This window comes from Streptomyces sp. NBC_00996, from assembly GCF_045162675.1.
In the GTDB taxonomy this organism is placed as follows: Bacteria; Actinomycetota; Actinomycetes; order Streptomycetales; family Streptomycetaceae; genus Streptomyces.
The window spans coordinates 6,092,666-6,107,721 of sequence record NZ_CP108723.1; the positions used below are offsets into that span (position 1 = coordinate 6,092,666).

13 protein-coding genes are annotated in these 15,056 nt (G+C 69.2%); 9 read left to right on the top strand and 4 right to left on the bottom strand.

Annotation, left to right across the window (positions count from 1 at the left end):
• Positions 1-472 precede the first annotated feature (472 nt).
• The gene (locus OG390_RS28685; RefSeq protein WP_406172310.1) at positions 473-796 is read left to right on the top strand and encodes a hypothetical protein; all 324 of its coding nucleotides are present in this window, start codon (positions 473-475) and stop codon (positions 794-796) included.
• 11 nt (positions 797-807) lie between these two features.
• Complete coding sequence (locus OG390_RS28690; RefSeq protein WP_406177897.1) at positions 808-1,464, top strand: nucleotidyl transferase AbiEii/AbiGii toxin family protein; 657 nt, start codon at positions 808-810, stop codon at positions 1,462-1,464.
• Between the two features lie 837 nt (positions 1,465-2,301).
• Here OG390_RS28690 and OG390_RS28695 read toward each other — a convergent pair.
• The gene (locus OG390_RS28695) at positions 2,302-2,991 is read right to left on the bottom strand and encodes a protein kinase (protein ID WP_406172312.1); all 690 of its coding nucleotides are present in this window, start codon (positions 2,989-2,991) and stop codon (positions 2,302-2,304) included.
• Between the two features lie 84 nt (positions 2,992-3,075).
• Between OG390_RS28695 and OG390_RS28700 the strand changes: the two genes are divergently transcribed.
• Positions 3,076-4,668 (top strand): protein kinase domain-containing protein, encoded by a 1,593-nt coding sequence (locus tag OG390_RS28700; protein ID WP_406172314.1) that lies wholly within the window; start codon positions 3,076-3,078, stop codon positions 4,666-4,668.
• 73 nt (positions 4,669-4,741) lie between these two features.
• Here OG390_RS28700 and OG390_RS28705 read toward each other — a convergent pair whose 3' ends face one another.
• Positions 4,742-5,158, bottom strand: coding sequence for a hypothetical protein (locus OG390_RS28705; RefSeq protein ID WP_406172315.1), 417 nt, complete (start codon positions 5,156-5,158; stop codon positions 4,742-4,744).
• A gap of 421 nt (positions 5,159-5,579) precedes the next feature.
• Entirely contained in the window at positions 5,580-6,410 is an 831-nt protein-coding gene (locus OG390_RS28710) for a hypothetical protein (protein ID WP_406172317.1), read from the bottom strand.
• Between the two features lie 282 nt (positions 6,411-6,692).
• Between OG390_RS28710 and OG390_RS28715 the strand changes: the two genes are divergently transcribed.
• The 4 genes from OG390_RS28715 to OG390_RS28730 all read left to right on the top strand — a co-directional run bounded on the left by OG390_RS28715 (position 6,693) and on the right by OG390_RS28730 (position 11,594).
• Positions 6,693-7,031 carry a hypothetical protein gene (locus tag OG390_RS28715; RefSeq protein ID WP_327724631.1) on the top strand — a complete coding sequence of 113 codons (339 nt, stop codon included), beginning with the start codon at positions 6,693-6,695 and terminating at the stop codon, positions 7,029-7,031.
• A gap of 244 nt (positions 7,032-7,275) precedes the next feature.
• Positions 7,276-7,767 carry a hypothetical protein gene (locus tag OG390_RS28720; protein ID WP_328506439.1) on the top strand — a complete coding sequence of 164 codons (492 nt, stop codon included), beginning with the start codon at positions 7,276-7,278 and terminating at the stop codon, positions 7,765-7,767.
• A gap of 1,490 nt (positions 7,768-9,257) precedes the next feature.
• Positions 9,258-11,117, top strand: coding sequence for a hypothetical protein (locus OG390_RS28725; RefSeq protein ID WP_406172320.1), 1,860 nt, complete (start codon positions 9,258-9,260; stop codon positions 11,115-11,117).
• A 90-nt stretch (positions 11,118-11,207) separates the two neighbouring features.
• A complete protein-coding gene (locus OG390_RS28730) occupies positions 11,208-11,594 on the top strand; it encodes a cupin domain-containing protein (protein ID WP_406172321.1) in 387 nt (128 codons plus the stop codon).
• A 434-nt stretch (positions 11,595-12,028) separates the two neighbouring features.
• Here the strand turns inward: OG390_RS28730 and OG390_RS28735 are convergent, their stop codons facing one another.
• A complete protein-coding gene (locus OG390_RS28735) occupies positions 12,029-12,718 on the bottom strand; it encodes a double zinc ribbon domain-containing protein (RefSeq protein WP_406172323.1) in 690 nt (229 codons plus the stop codon).
• A 433-nt stretch (positions 12,719-13,151) separates the two neighbouring features.
• Between OG390_RS28735 and OG390_RS28740 the strand changes: the two genes are divergently transcribed.
• Both OG390_RS28740 and OG390_RS28745 read left to right on the top strand, forming a co-directional pair.
• Positions 13,152-14,162, top strand: a complete 1,011-nt coding sequence (locus OG390_RS28740; RefSeq protein ID WP_406172325.1) for a hypothetical protein — start codon at positions 13,152-13,154, stop codon at positions 14,160-14,162.
• 475 nt (positions 14,163-14,637) lie between these two features.
• Entirely contained in the window at positions 14,638-15,051 is a 414-nt protein-coding gene (locus OG390_RS28745) for an XRE family transcriptional regulator (protein ID WP_406172327.1), read from the top strand.
• Positions 15,052-15,056: the final 5 nt, after the last annotated feature.

Sequence of the window (15,056 nt, forward strand, 5' to 3'; positions counted from 1 at the left end):
TGGAGGCATCGACTGGTGAGGGCTGCATCAGATGGGCACGATCCACGGGCGCGAGCGTGGCGTGCTGGGCGTGGAACGTATCGCGCTGCGAGCCCCGCTCGCAGTCTGACTTCGGACCGGGTTTGTTCTGGCTCTCCGCAGGACCAGCGACCCGTGAGGTGCGTTGGTCTGGAACACCCACTCGGCAAGGTCCCAAGGTCCGCGACACCGGTACGGTCCACCTCATCGAGTGCGCCGACGAAGCGCTGGCTGCTCTCCTTGCGGGTGACCGCCGCCTGCACGCCCTCTGCACCCGCCTCGGTGAGCTGCAGCTGGTCGTCCCCGCTGAATAGCTCCCCGCGTTCCGCAAAGCCCTGCTCGCTCAGGGCTACCCACTGGCCGGACCCGGACGGATCCGCTTCGGCTCCTGCAGGCCCTGATCGACGGCAGATGGCTGTGGCTGTCCGGGGCCGAGGCTGGGCATACTGAGCGTATGGAGACACGGGTGCGGTACGCGGAGATCCGGCCGTACACGGTTCCGGAGACCCTGGATGAGCTGGCCGGTCCGACGGACGGGATCGTGGTTTTGCCGACCGCGTTGGACTGGACACCGAAGAGTGCCTACGACCTGGCGGACGACGTTGACCTGCGGATGCTCTATGAGACGGTCATCCGCGAGGCCATGCATGTGGAGGAGCTGCGGCAGTTCCTCGACCGCGTGCTTCTCTCAGTCGTGTGGCAGAGGCTGTGGCTTCCGCCGCGGGTGCGGCTGATGTGGGAGGGGCGCTTCCCGGAGCTGGCCCGCAGGGCTGCATAGTATTCGTCGGCATGGATCCGTTTCACTCCCGGCTCGCCCGTATCGGTCTTGGAGCCGCCGCGAGGTACGGCTTTGTCCTGGCCGGCGGGTATGCGGTGCAGGTGCACGGGTTCCTGGAGCGGCTGTCGGATGACGTCGACCTGTTCACGGACAACGCTGACCCGGTTGCCTTCTCCGAGGCAGTCGATGCGGTGGCTGCGGCGTACCGGGAGGCAGACCTGACCGTTGAGGTGGAGAAGTCCGGTGGGGTGTTCGCCCGGTTCGCGGTTACTGACGAACAGGGACACACGGCGAAGGTGGAGCTCGGGTGCGACTGGCGGGCTCGGCCGCCTGCTGTTTTGGAGATCGGTCCCGTACTACACCCTGACGACGCGGTGGCCAACAAGGTGACCACGCTGTTCGGACGGGCCGCGCCGCGTGATTACCTCGATGTGAATGCCGCGCTTGCTTCCGGGCAGTACTCGGGTGGTCGGCTGCTGGAGTTGGCGTCGGAGCACGATGCTGGGTTCGATCCGCGCTATTTCGCCCAGGCGCTGCGGGCGGTCGACCGTTGGCCGGACCGGGAGTACGAGGCCTACGGCGTCGATGGTGGCCAGGTAGAGGCCATGCGCCGACGGCTGCGTGGCTGGGCTGCCGAGATCCTCGATGAACGGCTCGACGAGAGATGACCCAGCAGACCCTGGCGCCAACTGGTGCGGGCTCTTTCACCGGTTATCGGCACTTCGGAGCAGGAGCAGGAGCAGGAGCAGGAGCAGCATCATTGCGGCTGCCCTGTAGGAGGGTGACAATGGCGTTCCGGCCGCCCGGAACACCCGTGGGTGTGGCCATGTGCGGCCACAGTGCGGCCGGATGCCTTTGGACGAGGTAATACAGGGCGTCACTGTAGAACTGTCCGTACGTGCTCTGATCAGGCAGAACAGCACCGGGCGGCATGAGCCGGAACCAGCCGTCACGAACCCCCGTGGTCTCGTAATGCGTAGGTCTCGGGTTCGAATCCCGAAGGCGGCTCCATGGTGAACCCCAGGTCGGGCCTCTGACCTGGGGTTTCTTGTTTCTATTGACCTTGGAATCCGGGCCAATCGGACACGTGCGATCTACGCATCGTAATGCGTAGGTCCAAGGTGCAGCTTCTGTAGTGATGTCCAAGGGCATGGTCCCTGAGCTGGGCTTTGTGGTGAAGACGGCGTTAGCTGATGGGCTGTCAAGGATCAAGTGCGGCCAATGTGCGGCCATGCGTGCAGCAATTGTGCTGGGGTGGCCATCGGGAGTCATTCTTCTGGGCTCAGTGTTGGCGGATAGCTTGTAGGTATTCGACAATCAGGTGGAGGGGTCCCTTCCCGCCATGGCTCCGGATCGCCGCCCTCACGGACGCCTCCGGCTGGGCGTCGTACGATCCCGCTCAGGATGCCCAGGGAGCGACGTGGGCGCAGGAGCGGGACGCGCGGCGGCAAGGGAACCCTGGACCGGCACGCCGCGTGGGCGAAGGAGTGCTGGGACGCGAAGGACTAACTACAGGCGTAGGTCTGGCTGCCTGCGGACACAAGCTGGCGCCTGCGTGCCATCGCGGCCAGGGCGAGCTGGACGGTCCAGCCTCCCTCCTTCCCTTTGCGGATGTCCGCCGTGGACGCGATGTTCGTGATCGTCGTCAGGAGTTGGTCGGAGATGAAGCGGAGCGACGTGCGGGCGGCTTCCAGCAGGTCTCTTCGGCGTTCGGCTTCGGTGGCCTCCGCTGACGCCTGCCGGTCGGCTTCGCCGCGTCGCGCGGCCTCGGCCCGGTTGGCTTCGGCCAGGGCAGCGGGCCCACCCGACAAGGAGGAGGCTGGAAGGCGGCGCAGCCTCTCCAACACGTTGCCGACCGTGGGGCGGCCCTGCGGGGCGCGGAAGAGGCACTCGGTCATCAGCGCTGCCAGAAGGGGAGGAGCAGTGGTGAGGGGCGGCGGGGTTCCGTGCAGGTGCTGCTCGTAGAAGTCGTGCTCGTACGGTCCGGTGAAGGGCATGGTGCCCTCCAGCAGCTCGTGCGCAAGGACACCCAGGGCGTACATGTTGCTCGCGCTCGTGGCCCGGTCGCCCTTCCAGCGCCCGGGGAGTCGTTCGCCGACGCGGTAGAGGAGTTCGGTGCCGCGCCTGCCTGCCGGGGCAGGGAAGGTGCGCCCCGGGATGCCAGGCGGCGCAGCGAGAGCCTGGTGCAGCGGCATGCGAGACGTGCGGGTGGGATCGCTCGATAGCATGCAGCGCCCGCTCGGCCGATACGCGCCGCTGATCATGTTTGAGGAGCCTTTGTGTCCAGCCGTGTCCAGCCGGTGCACCCTGGCGATCCTCGCCGCATAGGCCCCTACCGCGTCGTCGGGCGGCTCGGGACGGGCGGCATGGGCTCCGTGTATGCCGCAGTCGATTCTTCAGGGCTGCAGGTAGCGGTCAAGGTCGTCCACCCCGCGCAGGCGGCAGATGAGGAGTTCCGGGCCCGTTTCCGCCGGGAGGTGCGACTCTCCCAGCGGGTGGCGGGCCCCTGTCTTGTGCCCGTGCATGATGCCGACACCGACGGCCCCGTTCCGTGGCTGGCCACTCCGTTCGTGCCCGGCCCCACCCTCGACCAGCATCTCGCCGCGAACGGCGCCCTGGAGGGAGTCCACCTGTACGCGCTGGCCGCCGGAACCGCGGCCGCGCTCGCCGCGGTGCACGAGGCGGGCATCATCCACCGGGATGTGAAACCCCAGAACGTCATCCTCGCCCCGGCCGGCCCCCGGTTGCTGGACTTCGGCATCGCCCACCTCCTGGACGGCACCTCGGTGACCCGCACCGGGGTGATGACCGGAACCCCCGGCTGGATCAGTCCGGAGCACTACCGCACAGGTGAAGTGAGCCCCGCAGGGGACATATTCGCCTGGGGCGCCTTGATCGCCTACGCCGCCACCGGCCGCCTCCCCTTCGGCACCGGCGCCCCCGATGCCGTGGCCTTCCGCGTTCTCTCCGCCGAGCCGGACCTGAGGGGCACACCCGAGACCCTGCTGCCGCTGGTTGTGCAGGCACTCGCCAAGGAACCCGACGCCCGGCCGACCGCCGCCGAACTCCGCGACGCCTGTACAGCGCTGCTCGCCGCGCAGGCCACGGCCGCCACTCCGCGCGATCGGGAGCAGGCGACCCTGGTGTCCGATCTGGTGAGCGCCCACTGGGACCTGCCGCCCGAGTACGGCGCCGCCTGGCCCACCGCTGCCCGGAACCGCCGCGTCAAGGTACTGGCCGTGGTCGTTGCCGTCGCGGCTGTTGCGGGCGGCGTCGGCGGAGCAATCGCCGCATCATCAGCGTCCACACCCCCGCAGGGCCGGGAAAGGGCGACGTCCAGCAGCCCAACAAGGGCCGTCAGCGCCCCGCCCGCAGCGGAGTCGGCCCGCAACGGCGAGGGGGACTCCGCGTCGCCGACGCCCTCCCCCGCTACGCCCTCGGCCGTTTCCGCAGAAACCCGCACGCCGTCGCCGACGTCCCCCTCACCGTTGCAGCCCCCGCCGTTCACTTACCTGCCGGACCAGTTGGACTGCGCGCCCAGGAAAGAAGCAGAAGTCGACGGGGCCTGGCAGTACTTCGCCCCCGGCGACGTCCGGGCCGGAGACGCAGTGGAACTGACCCTGCGCAACAAGTACGGCAACATCGAACCCGTACAGACCGAGATGCCCGTCCTGGCCCGCATCTACATGCCCGACGGCACCTCACGCCTGGCACGAACAACCGTGTACTCCGACAATCCGGCCACCGCGGTCTGGCCCGGAGACTTCCCAGGAGCCGTCGCCGACTACCCACCGGGCACATACACCGTGGTCTGGTCCGTCGGCGACGGCTCACAGGGCTTCATCACCTGCACCGGGTTCGCTGCGCAATAGCCACCTGCTCCCCAGCAGCGGCCGCGTCCTGTTGATCGCCGGCATCATCACCCACCCGCCACAACCGCGCTGATCACAGTCGCTCAGGCTCGCCCGCCGTCGTGACGGGTGAGCCCGAGGACGAGGGGAGCCTCGCCCAGCGGGCCGTCAGCGATCCAGAACCGGTGGGCGGACAAGATCGTGCGCAGTACCTGTTCATGGCAGCCTGCTGGGCATCGCACAGCCCTACGGGCAGGTGGCGAGCGGCCGCCGGGTCCTGCTGCCACACCAGGCGCAGCGCGCGGCGGCCCTCCGGAACCAGGGCCACGCCCGTCTCCTCCCCGTCCGCGGCCGCCTCGAAGTTGTACGGCGGCAGGCCGGCCAGCAGTACAGCCTCGAGGACTGCCCGCGCCAGTTGCTCCTGCGTCTCGGTGAGCGCTACGCCGTCCATCACGGCCCTGGGCGCGAAATGGCGTGCCTGTTGCTCGTAATTCCCGCCGCGTGGGTCCATGACGTTGCTCCCGCTTCCCGTCCGTCCGATGTGCGACCGAGTGGTCAGGTGTCAGGAGTGATGATCTCGTTACCGCTGCTCAGATGAGAGCGAACCGTGTACTCACCGTCCGGAGACGGCCGGTGGGATCCCCCGTCCTCGGTCCCTCCCCCGCGATCCCGTGGCGTACCGGCCCGGTCATGGACCGTAGGAGCGGTGCTGGGGCGAGCGCCCCCAGAACCCGAGAACGTCCCCGACCGACCGATCAGACGATCTTCACCGTGGACATCGGCCGACGACCAGCGCGAGCTCTCCTCCCGTCTCTCACACCACACCTGTGACCTGCGACTTCACGATGCACGCCGCCTCCCACTGGCAAGTGGAGCGGACCCGATGCGGCCTCACGGCCTCCTCCGCACCTTCCCTGCAGAGGGGCCGCACCCTACTGGAGCCCCTCGACCTGGTCCTTGGCCCACCACAGGAACGCCGCAGCGTGCTGCTGATTGGCGAAACCCTCGCCGACGAGGTCATTCAGGAGGTCATTGCTCCAGAGGATGAGCCGACCGAGGGTCCAGTTCACCGACTCGGGTGCTGGCAGCTCCAGTCCGTAGACCATCCGCGCGATCTCGCGCTTGCCGCCCGCCTCCGTCGTGTACTTGAGGATCGTCAGGAACCGGTCGGGGTCGATCACGCAGAGAACCCTCGTGAGGAGGGCTTCCTTGAAACCGGTCATGGCGAACGGCTTGGTGCCGGACAGCAGGTGCTGGAGCCGGTCTTCGAGCGGCACGTCGTCAGGTTCGTGCAGGAGGTACTCGATCGTCCTGCGAGTCGCCTCTCCGGCCGTGGCATCGCCCATGTCGTTCCACGCGGAGTTGAAGGTGGCCTGGTTGCCGGGGCGGGCTCCGACGTCGGAGTTGGCGAAGTCCTTGAGGGCTCTGGGGTCGCACGTCCACAGCCCGTCGGGGGAGAAGATCTGCTGATACTTCGACCAGTAGGCCGCCACGTCGGGGTCGAAGTCCGGCTTGACGGCGAGGTACTGCTCCTTCAGCCGGGTCACGCGCTCCAACTGCTCGGGATCGACGTCCTCGGTTTTCGGGAAACGGGCCTTGAGGTCGTTGAAGGAGTGGAGCGGGTTCCTCTGCGGGACGGTGGGCTCCTTGTGCTCCCATTCGTAGCCGCACCGGTGCTTCACGAGCCGACGTCCGCCGTCGAGCGTGCGGATCACCTCGATGCCCTCGTCGTCGCTGCACAGTGGACACATGACCAACGCCATGGCTACCCCCGTTCCAACAGTGCTCGTGCCCGCCCCGAGACGATGCACTTCTCCGCCCAAGGGCCGCATTCTTGCATTCGGCAAAGGCGGGCGGGATGTGGGGCCATCCGGCGAGACTGGGGTCGGGGAACTCTTGTCCGTCGGATCCGCCTGTCACCGGCTACGGCTCGTACCGGCTCTCGGCGCCCCATGGCAGCTTGGGCAGCGCCGCCGCCCTGCCGTCGGGCAACGGATCCGAGCGGGGTGTCTCTCAGTACGAGAAAAGGAGCGCCTCGCGGGGCCATGCTGGGCATCCTGAGCAACAGCTTCATTGGTGCCCGGGAGGTGGCGCTGTTCCACGTCGACGAACTGGCGGATCAGATCGTCTACTCGCACGAGATCGGCATCGGCAAACCTGACGTGCGAGCCTTCGAGCAGCACGCGCCAGCTGGGACGTGCGTCCACTATCTCTTCATCGACTATGTCGCAGTCACCGTCGAGGCCGCCCAGGCCGCGGGCATGCAGGCGCATCTGTTCGAAGACAATGTCCGGACCATCACGCGCATCGCAGCTCATGAGAGGGCGGTACCCGCCCTCTCAGAGGTCCCGCTTCTGGGCTCGGCGCTGACCGATGCCTTGTAGGCTCTCGACAGCCAGGCCAATGGTCAACCCGGTCAAGTGGGTTCGGCAGGTGATCGTCGGCCTGCGTGGGATGGTCGCGATGCTTCGCCACCTTGCTCGCCCCCGCCCAAGACGGTGCCGAACTCCTGGCCGACGGGATCTCAGTGAACAGCCAACCCAATAATTTGATTGGCACTTGACCGCATCGACAGATGCTCGTCAGTAAAAGCGTCACGAGTGGCAAGCAGGCGACGGGGGAGAGTAGATGATCAGCGACATAGCCGGGATCGCGACGGCGGTGGGCGTGCTGCTGGCGGTCGGAGGGCTGCGGCAGGGCCAGCGCCAACGGATCCGCGCGTTCGAGGACTTCTATGTCAGCCGCTATTGGCTGCTTCTGGATCGCCTCTCGCTCCGCGCTACCACAGGGCACGATAACGGCGAGGAACTCGAGGAGGAGGACCACAAGGCACTGCTGGCTTATCTGTCACTCTGCGAGGACGAACTCGACCTGCGCGCCTCCGGATGGATCAGCGACGCCACGTGGGACATCTGGCGGAAGGGGATGCGAACCCAGCTGGACCACTGGCCAGTCAGCAAGGTATGGAGTCAGGCACAGCAAGCCGCCGAGCAAGGTCACGGCCAGGCGTTCACCCAACTCCGCCGATTCATGTCCAGCGGCCCTGGAGGCGAAGATCCGTGCGAGCTGAGCGGGTGGACTCGCCGTCTTCGAGGGCTGCGAGGATGGATCGTTCCCTGACATCGAAGATCCTGGCGAAATGCGCCGGACCCCCGCTGCCTGTCTGCCTCGTCAGCGCCAGCAGCGACCTCTGCTGCGCTGGACGTGGATCCGGAGCCGTACGCCAGCGCGGGACATCGCCGACTTTGATGGCGGGCAGCCGCTGCGGGTTGTCGGGTTCACGCAGAGCATCGGCGGACGGTCGAGGTCTCGGTCGGCAAGGGTAAGGAGGTCGCGCGGCTGGGGCAGGGGTATCTCCGGCTCGCCATCGGTGAGGCACCGGTCTGGAGCGACGCGTGAGGAGACCGGAGCGCGACCCTCCAGGCGCTGTTCCGCCTAGCCAGCGGGCGGGAAGGTCCGGCTGGCGCCGAAGTTCGAGCGGTACGAACTCGTCACGGGCGCGGGGGCGTACGACCTCGCGGTGCCGAAGAAGGGCGGGGAACTGGTGCGCCATACGTTCGGTGGCGGGGCGGGGCTTCGGTGAGCGGCGGGTGAGGCCCGCGCGGTCAGTGTGTTGGGATCGAGGCAACACCCTGACCCGCGCGGCTGACCGAGGGCGTCCGCGACGGCCGGGCTGGTTGAGCGTGTCGCTCGAGCCCGGTGGTGGCCGTGTCCGCGATGAGGCCGCGCTACACGATCGACCACACTCGGGAAGCGCGAGCCCGCCTTGTCTCAGTCGCCCTCGAACCGCTCCAGCGGACTGGGCTCTGCCGCCAACGTGCTGCCCGTTCCGCAGGCCAGTCGCGCCATCCTGTTCCGAGAGGCGTGTTGCCGCTGACGGGTACGGTTCCGGTGCCGGAACAGCACCATTGCGGCTGCCCTGTCGGAGGGTGACAATGGCTTCCGGCCGCCCGGAACATCTGTGGGTGTGGCCATGTGCGGCCACAGTGCGGCCGGACGCCTTTGGACCGGGTAACACAGGGTGTCACCGTGGAACTGGTCGCAATTGCTCTGATCAGGCAGAACAGCACCGGGTGGCACGAGCCGGAACCAGCCGTCACGAACCCCCGTGGTCTCGTAATGCGTAGGTCTCGGGTTCGAATCCCGAAGGCGGCTCCGTGGTGAACCGCAGGTCAAGCCTATGACCTGCGGTTTTTCCTTTTCCTTGACCATGGAAACGCCTATTTGGAGCACCGGTTGGCCTACGCATTCCGTGCGTAGGTTGTGAGGTCTCCACGCTCAGTGAATCTGACGACAGGTAGGCCGTTGACCTGCATATTTGTGCGGATGGGCCTGTTTCGGGCCGGGGCTGTGGCGCAGGGACTGCCGGAGGCCGTGGAGACGGCAGCCTCGTTTCTCGGCGCACTCCGGGAGCGCGGTTTCCGGGGCGATGAGGAGATGGCGGGCCGGTTGTGCACGGCGATGGGAGACGCGGCGATTCCCTTTCTGCGCCCGCTCGCCGTCGATCTGGAGATGCTCGCGATGCGACCCCTGGAATCTGCCTGGGAGGCAAGCAGTTTCGCTCCCGCGGATTCGCCGTGCGGGTGCGGTGTCGGCTGCATACTCGGTTCGTGATCGAGACTGACAGACCCGTTTCGCTGCCCGGCTCCTCCATACCCGAGGGTGTGTCCGAGTGGACGGCGCAGGACGCCGGAGGGTGGGCGGCGCCGCACCCGCCCCGTTGGGCCCGCCCGCTGTGGCCGGCACTGGTCGCGTTGGCCGCGGCTCTTGTCGCCGCTTTCCTCCCCGCTACCGGCCCGGCCTGCGGCACTGGCGACCCCTGCGGACCGGACTGGCTCGGGCTGTGCACATGGGGTCTGGTTCTGGGCCAGGTGCTGTGGTCGCTGTGCTTCTGCTTCCCCGAACTGGTGCTGCTGGGCGCTCCGGCGCTCATGACGCTGGTCGTCGTCGAGACCTTTCCGCTGCCGGGCGGAGTCTACGCGGCCGTGACCGGGGTGGTGTTGACGGCCTCGGCCGCGACGTGGGCTGCGGCGGGGTGGCGCCTGCTCGCACGGCGACGGCAGCGGCTGGCGGCCGGCCGGGTGGCCGGTGCGTCGCGTCACCGGGTGCCGGGCGGTGAGGCGGCTGCGCTGCGCGGCACGATCCGGATCGTCGTGGCGCTCGTACTGCTCGGGGTCGTGGCCGGAGCGGTGGGCATGGCGCTGCGCGGTATCCACGACGATGCCCGCCGGGCTGAACGGGCCGCCCATCTCACCGGCACGGTCGTAAAGACGGGGGACGTGAGTATCCGTGTCCGCGCAGGCGGTGTGACGCGCACGCTGGACGCTGAGTCTCCCCACGACTACAGGCTCGGCCAGCGGGTCGAGGTGCTGGCCGACGGGACTTGGGCCCGGCTTGCCCAGGAACCGTACGCGCCGGTCGGCTGGCAACTCCTCGCCCTCGCCGTCGCCCTGCCCGCGCTGCCCCTGCTCACCTCCGGCATCCGCGCCCGCCGCCGCGATACGGCGCTGCTGCGCCGTCCGGCGCCGGTACTGCGCGCCGTGGCGGTCTTCGACGGGCGCGGCAACGCGTGGGTGCGGCCCGCCGACGAGGCGAGCGGCCGGTTCGTCCTGCGCTGCTGGGCCGAGCCGCTAGGGAACGGGCCGGGGACACGAACGCGGACCGACGCACCGCAGTGGGAGGCGGCGGGCGACAAGGACGAGGCCGAGGTCGACAGGCGGCCCCGCGAGGTGCTGGTGTACGGCGCACCGCGGGCCTCCTCCCCGGTGGTCCTGGTCACCGCGGTCCCCGACGACGGCCCCGCGGTGCTGCGAACCGGGCCGCTGGTCCTGCCGCGCGCAGGTGAGCTGCCGCGGTGGGACCGACCCCGGGTCTCGCGTACGGTGCCGGTGCCCGCACCGGAGCGGCTCCGGGAGATCGGCGCGCGGCTGCCGACGGGCGGTCGCGTACGGCGGTGGGGGCCGAGTGTGGCGGATCGGGCGGGGGCGGGTGCCGTGGTCCTCACGGCGGCCGCGATCGTCTGGGCTCAGGGCGCCCGGCTGCGGTCGGGCGCGGACGTCATCTCCGGAGCGCCCCTGCTGTGGATGGTGTTCGCGCCGTGGTTCGCGGCGGTGCTGGGTGCTTGGCGGATCACCGCCGACCGCGGCGGCGTATGGCTGACCGGCGTGTGGAAGGTCCGGCACATTCCGTGGGAGCAGGTGACGCGGGTGGCCTGGACCGAGGAGGGACACGCCGAGATCTCCGGATCCGCAGGTGTGCGGTGGCAGCGCGCGAGCCTGCGCCGTCGGCGGGGCCGTTCGTCGAGCGCGCGTCCCGCGCACCTGCGCGCGGCCGAGGGAATCGCGGCCATGCAGGCGCATCCGCAGCTGCGGCCCGGCGAGGACAGTCGCACCCGTGACCGCGGGATGCCGCTGGGCCCCCTGCTGGTCGCCTTCTTCGTGCTGTGGACGGCTGCGGCGTTCCTTGTCTGACCGGGAGGCGCGCACCTGTTGCGGCGGTGGTGGACGTCTCGCTTCGAGAGCATGCTTGAAGGGAGCGTAGGGGGCGTGCAGGGAACTGTCATGAAGGCACAGAGCGACCAGGTGCGGGTGGTGTCCCCTGGCGACCGAAGGAGCGGTCCGCCGACGCCGGGGATGGACCGGCAGGAGGCGTTCACCACCGACGGTATGTGGAGCGGACTGGTGCACACGGAGCCCGGAATGGCATCCGCATGGCACCACCATGGCGAGTACGACACGGTGGTCTACGTTCTCACCGGTGCCCTCAGGATGGAGTTCGGCCCGGACGGCTCGAGCTCGGTCGAGGCCGGTCCCGGCGATTTCGTCTGCGTCCCCAAGGGCGTCGTCCATCGAGAGAGCAATCCGTCCGCGGAACCGGCCGAAGCGATCGTGGTCCGTGCCGGTCACGGGGAGTCGACGTTCAATGTCGCGGGGCCGATGAGCGGCTGACCATCCGTCGCTGGCGGGCGCGCCAACGCTCAATCCGGGCTGTCTCGTCTGTGCGGAACGCGCGCGGAGCGGCCCCTTGCGCCGCAGGTCCCCCCGGGATCTCATCGGCCAGGTATGAGGCTGGCCTCATGGTTCGGTACGGGTGTGCCGACGGCGACGGCGATAGCGTGTGGGACGACGACGAGCCATATGCGCGGAGCCGTTGAGTACACCCGGCGTGCCAAGCCTGAACGGTGCTCAGGTCGGCCCCGGCCCCGACCTCGCCGCCCCCGGATGCGGATGAAGGTCGGGCGGCGCCGCCGTGAAGGGGCAGGCGGCGGTGCCGTCGAGGTGTTCGGCGATGTGCATCGGATTGCGGGAATGTACGGTCCCAGTTGTCGGTCTCGGGCGAGCCCGGCAGCACTCGTGCCGCCCAGGCGCCGTGCGGCGTCGGCCTATCGCCGGGTGCCGCAGGAGGGACAGAAGGCAGCGCCCTGTGGCACGGGGTTCCGGCACGAACCGCACGGGTCGGGCTGGGCCAGGTGGTGGCCGCAGCCGGAGCAGTAGGCGGCCCCCCTGGATTCGGTGGAGCACTGCGGGCACACCAGTTGGCGGTCCGTGTTCACGTCGAAACGCTGGCCGCTCTGCTGTCCGACGGCGTAGGAACGGTCGGATACCGCGTCGTTGAGGCCCTGCTGGCGGGCGGCGAGGGCTTCGGCGGCCGTGTCCGGCAGGCACTGCAGGCACATGCCCTGTCCGGCGTTCCAGCAGCGGTCGCAGACGTAGTCGGTGCACCGCGGGCAGCGGTTGAAGTGCGACTGTGCGCCGGTGATCGCATGGCGGAAGGCCTCGTCCCTGGCCGGGCCCCAGCCGGCCTCGGCCAGGCCGTCCACGGCGCGCGAGGCGCCGTAGCCACCGCTGCCGAGGAATCCGGAGGCGAGGCCGGAGGCCTTCTCGGCCCAGCCCGCCATGCGTCCGCGGTTGTACGGCGTGAAGGGCGAGCGCCAGGTGTCGTGGCATCGGGAGCAGTAGAAGTCGAACTGGAAGCCGGCTCCCGACCCGTGCTGTTCGCACTGGTCGCGGTAGTTGCTGCTGAAGTAGATCTCGCCGTCGTTCACGCCGGCCCCCGTCTCACCGTTGTGCATGTCGTTGCGTTCCGTTCCTCGTCCCTCGGCTGCGGTCGCGGCGCGAGCCGGCGGGAGACGGCGTCGTCTCCCGGGCTCCGGTCCGACCGCCCTGCGCGGCCTCGGCCGTCTCGGTGCCGGTCTGGCTCCGCACTTCGAGTTCCCGGCTGACCGCGCCGCACGGTGCACAGCTGTCGCGGATACGTCGCGGAGAAGCTCTCGCCGGTCGCCTGGCGGCATGCCCTGGCCACTTCCTCGTTGGTTCCGACTGATATGAGCCAGTATGGATGCAATGTTAAGCGATATCCATCCTAGTTGACAGTCCGCCGATTCGGCCAGAAGGTGAGGGGGCATTAGCTCATATGAATGTGACGTTCGCGTTCTCTACGTGGGCTGATGCCCTTGCCCGCGCCAGTCCCTGTCGTGCCGTCCCCGACGAAGTGAGACCGACCAGATGCGTTTCTCCGTGCCGCGTACGACCTCGCCTGTATCCCGCTGCCTGCCGCATCCGCCGCGCCTGCACCGGGGCGTTCCCGTCGGAGCCTCCGTGTGCCTGCTGCTGGTGCTGGCGGGCTGCGGCGGTTCGGGCAGCGCGTCCGACGGGACGGGCGCGACCACCGCGACCCCGTCCTCCGCGGGGGCCGGCGGACAGGACGCGGCGCAGGCGTCGGCCTCGTCGGCGGCGACCCGCGCGGTCGCCGCCACGGTGTCTTACGTCGGCCCTTCCGGGCAGAGCGAGACCTTGTACCCCAAGGTCGCCTGTTCGAGCTACGGGAAGCAGGGCGACTTCGCCGTCCTGGCCTCGAACCCGGACGACGGCAAGGCCACCCTCAGTGTCGTCGTCAAGAACGGGAAGTACGACCAACTCGGGTTCACCACGAACGACGGCCACAACTGGATGGCCGCGTTCGGCGGCTCGGAGCCGGCCAACGCCGCCCGAGCACCGCGGACCAGTGACGGGACGCTCCTCGACCTCGATGGCGTGCAGCTGTCCATGAGCGACATGGCCTCGGGCGACACAGGGGTCCGGTTCACGCTCACGGGACGCCTCGCCTGCACCTCCGGGCGCATCGACACCGGGGACGTGGTCACGGGGGACACCGGGGACGTGAACACCCTCCGCGTCACCGGCGCCCGCGACGAGGAACTGAGACTCGGCGAGGTGCTGTGCAGGCCTGAGGGCGACGGGGTGATCGCGGTCGGCCAGCGGGAACGGGACGCGGGCACGGACAGCCTCACGATCACCGTCACCGACGACCTGGCCTCCGTGCAGCTCTCCGTCGACAAGGGAGAGGGGGGCGGCTTCGACACCTGGGGTGCCGCCTCGTCCCGGAGCGAGCTCCCGGTGAAGCTGGACGGCAAGCGGATCGTGCTCTCGGACGTGAAGCTGCCCGGCGACGGAGACCTGAAGCCGGTCACGCTGAACGGGGTGCTGCGCTGCACGGAGGGGGCGCTGCCGCACTGAGCCCGGCGCGGGGTGCCGGGGCATCGGAGACGGGGTGGGGTGGCGCGGAAGTCTTCTCGGGCCGCCGTCCTCGCGGGTCCCCCGCAGGTCACTGTCCTCGTCGGACGGTCGAGGTGCGCCCGACTCGGGCGTAAAGCGCAGGTCTCCGACGGGAGTCGGGTGTGCCGTGCGACGTCTGTCAGGGGATCGCGGTCGACGCGATCGGCCCAGGGCGGGGGCGGCGCGAGGTCACGTCTTCCGGAGTGGCGTCCCGTTCCAGCCGGAACGAGCACAACCCCTGTCGGCATCCGCCGCCGGCCGGGCGGCGGATGCCGACAGGGCGGCCCCGACGTCGGTGGGTGAGGCGTCCTGGCCGGTGTGCGCCTCTGAGCCCCGCCCGCCAGCCGGCCTGAGGTCCGAGGCCCGCCCGTCAGCTAGGATGAATGGAGCAGCTCTTCCCGCGCCGGTGGGGGAGGAGTCGCGAAGGAGGTGCCGAATGGCCGAGTCGGATGCATCGACGCTGGCAGCGAAGATCGACGCGCTGTTCCGTGTGGTGCGCAGGCCCAACCGGGAGCAGTACAGCCACGAGGAAGTCGCCAGGGCGTGCCGGGAGGCGACCGGCGAGAGCTTCTCCGCGACGTACCTGTGGCAGTTGCGTACCGGGCGACGGGACAATCCGACCAAGCGTCACCTGGAAGCGCTGGCCCAGTTCTTCCAGGTCCCGGTCGCGTACTTCTTCGACGAGGTGCAGGGCGCGGCGATCGCCCAGGAGCTCGAGCTGCTCGGAGCGCTGCGCGACGCCGGGGTGCGCAGTGTGGCCCTGCGGGCGGTCAACCTCTCCGCCGAAGGAGTCGGCACCATCAGCGACATGATCGATGTGATCGCCCGCCGGGAACAGGGCACCGACTGACCGAA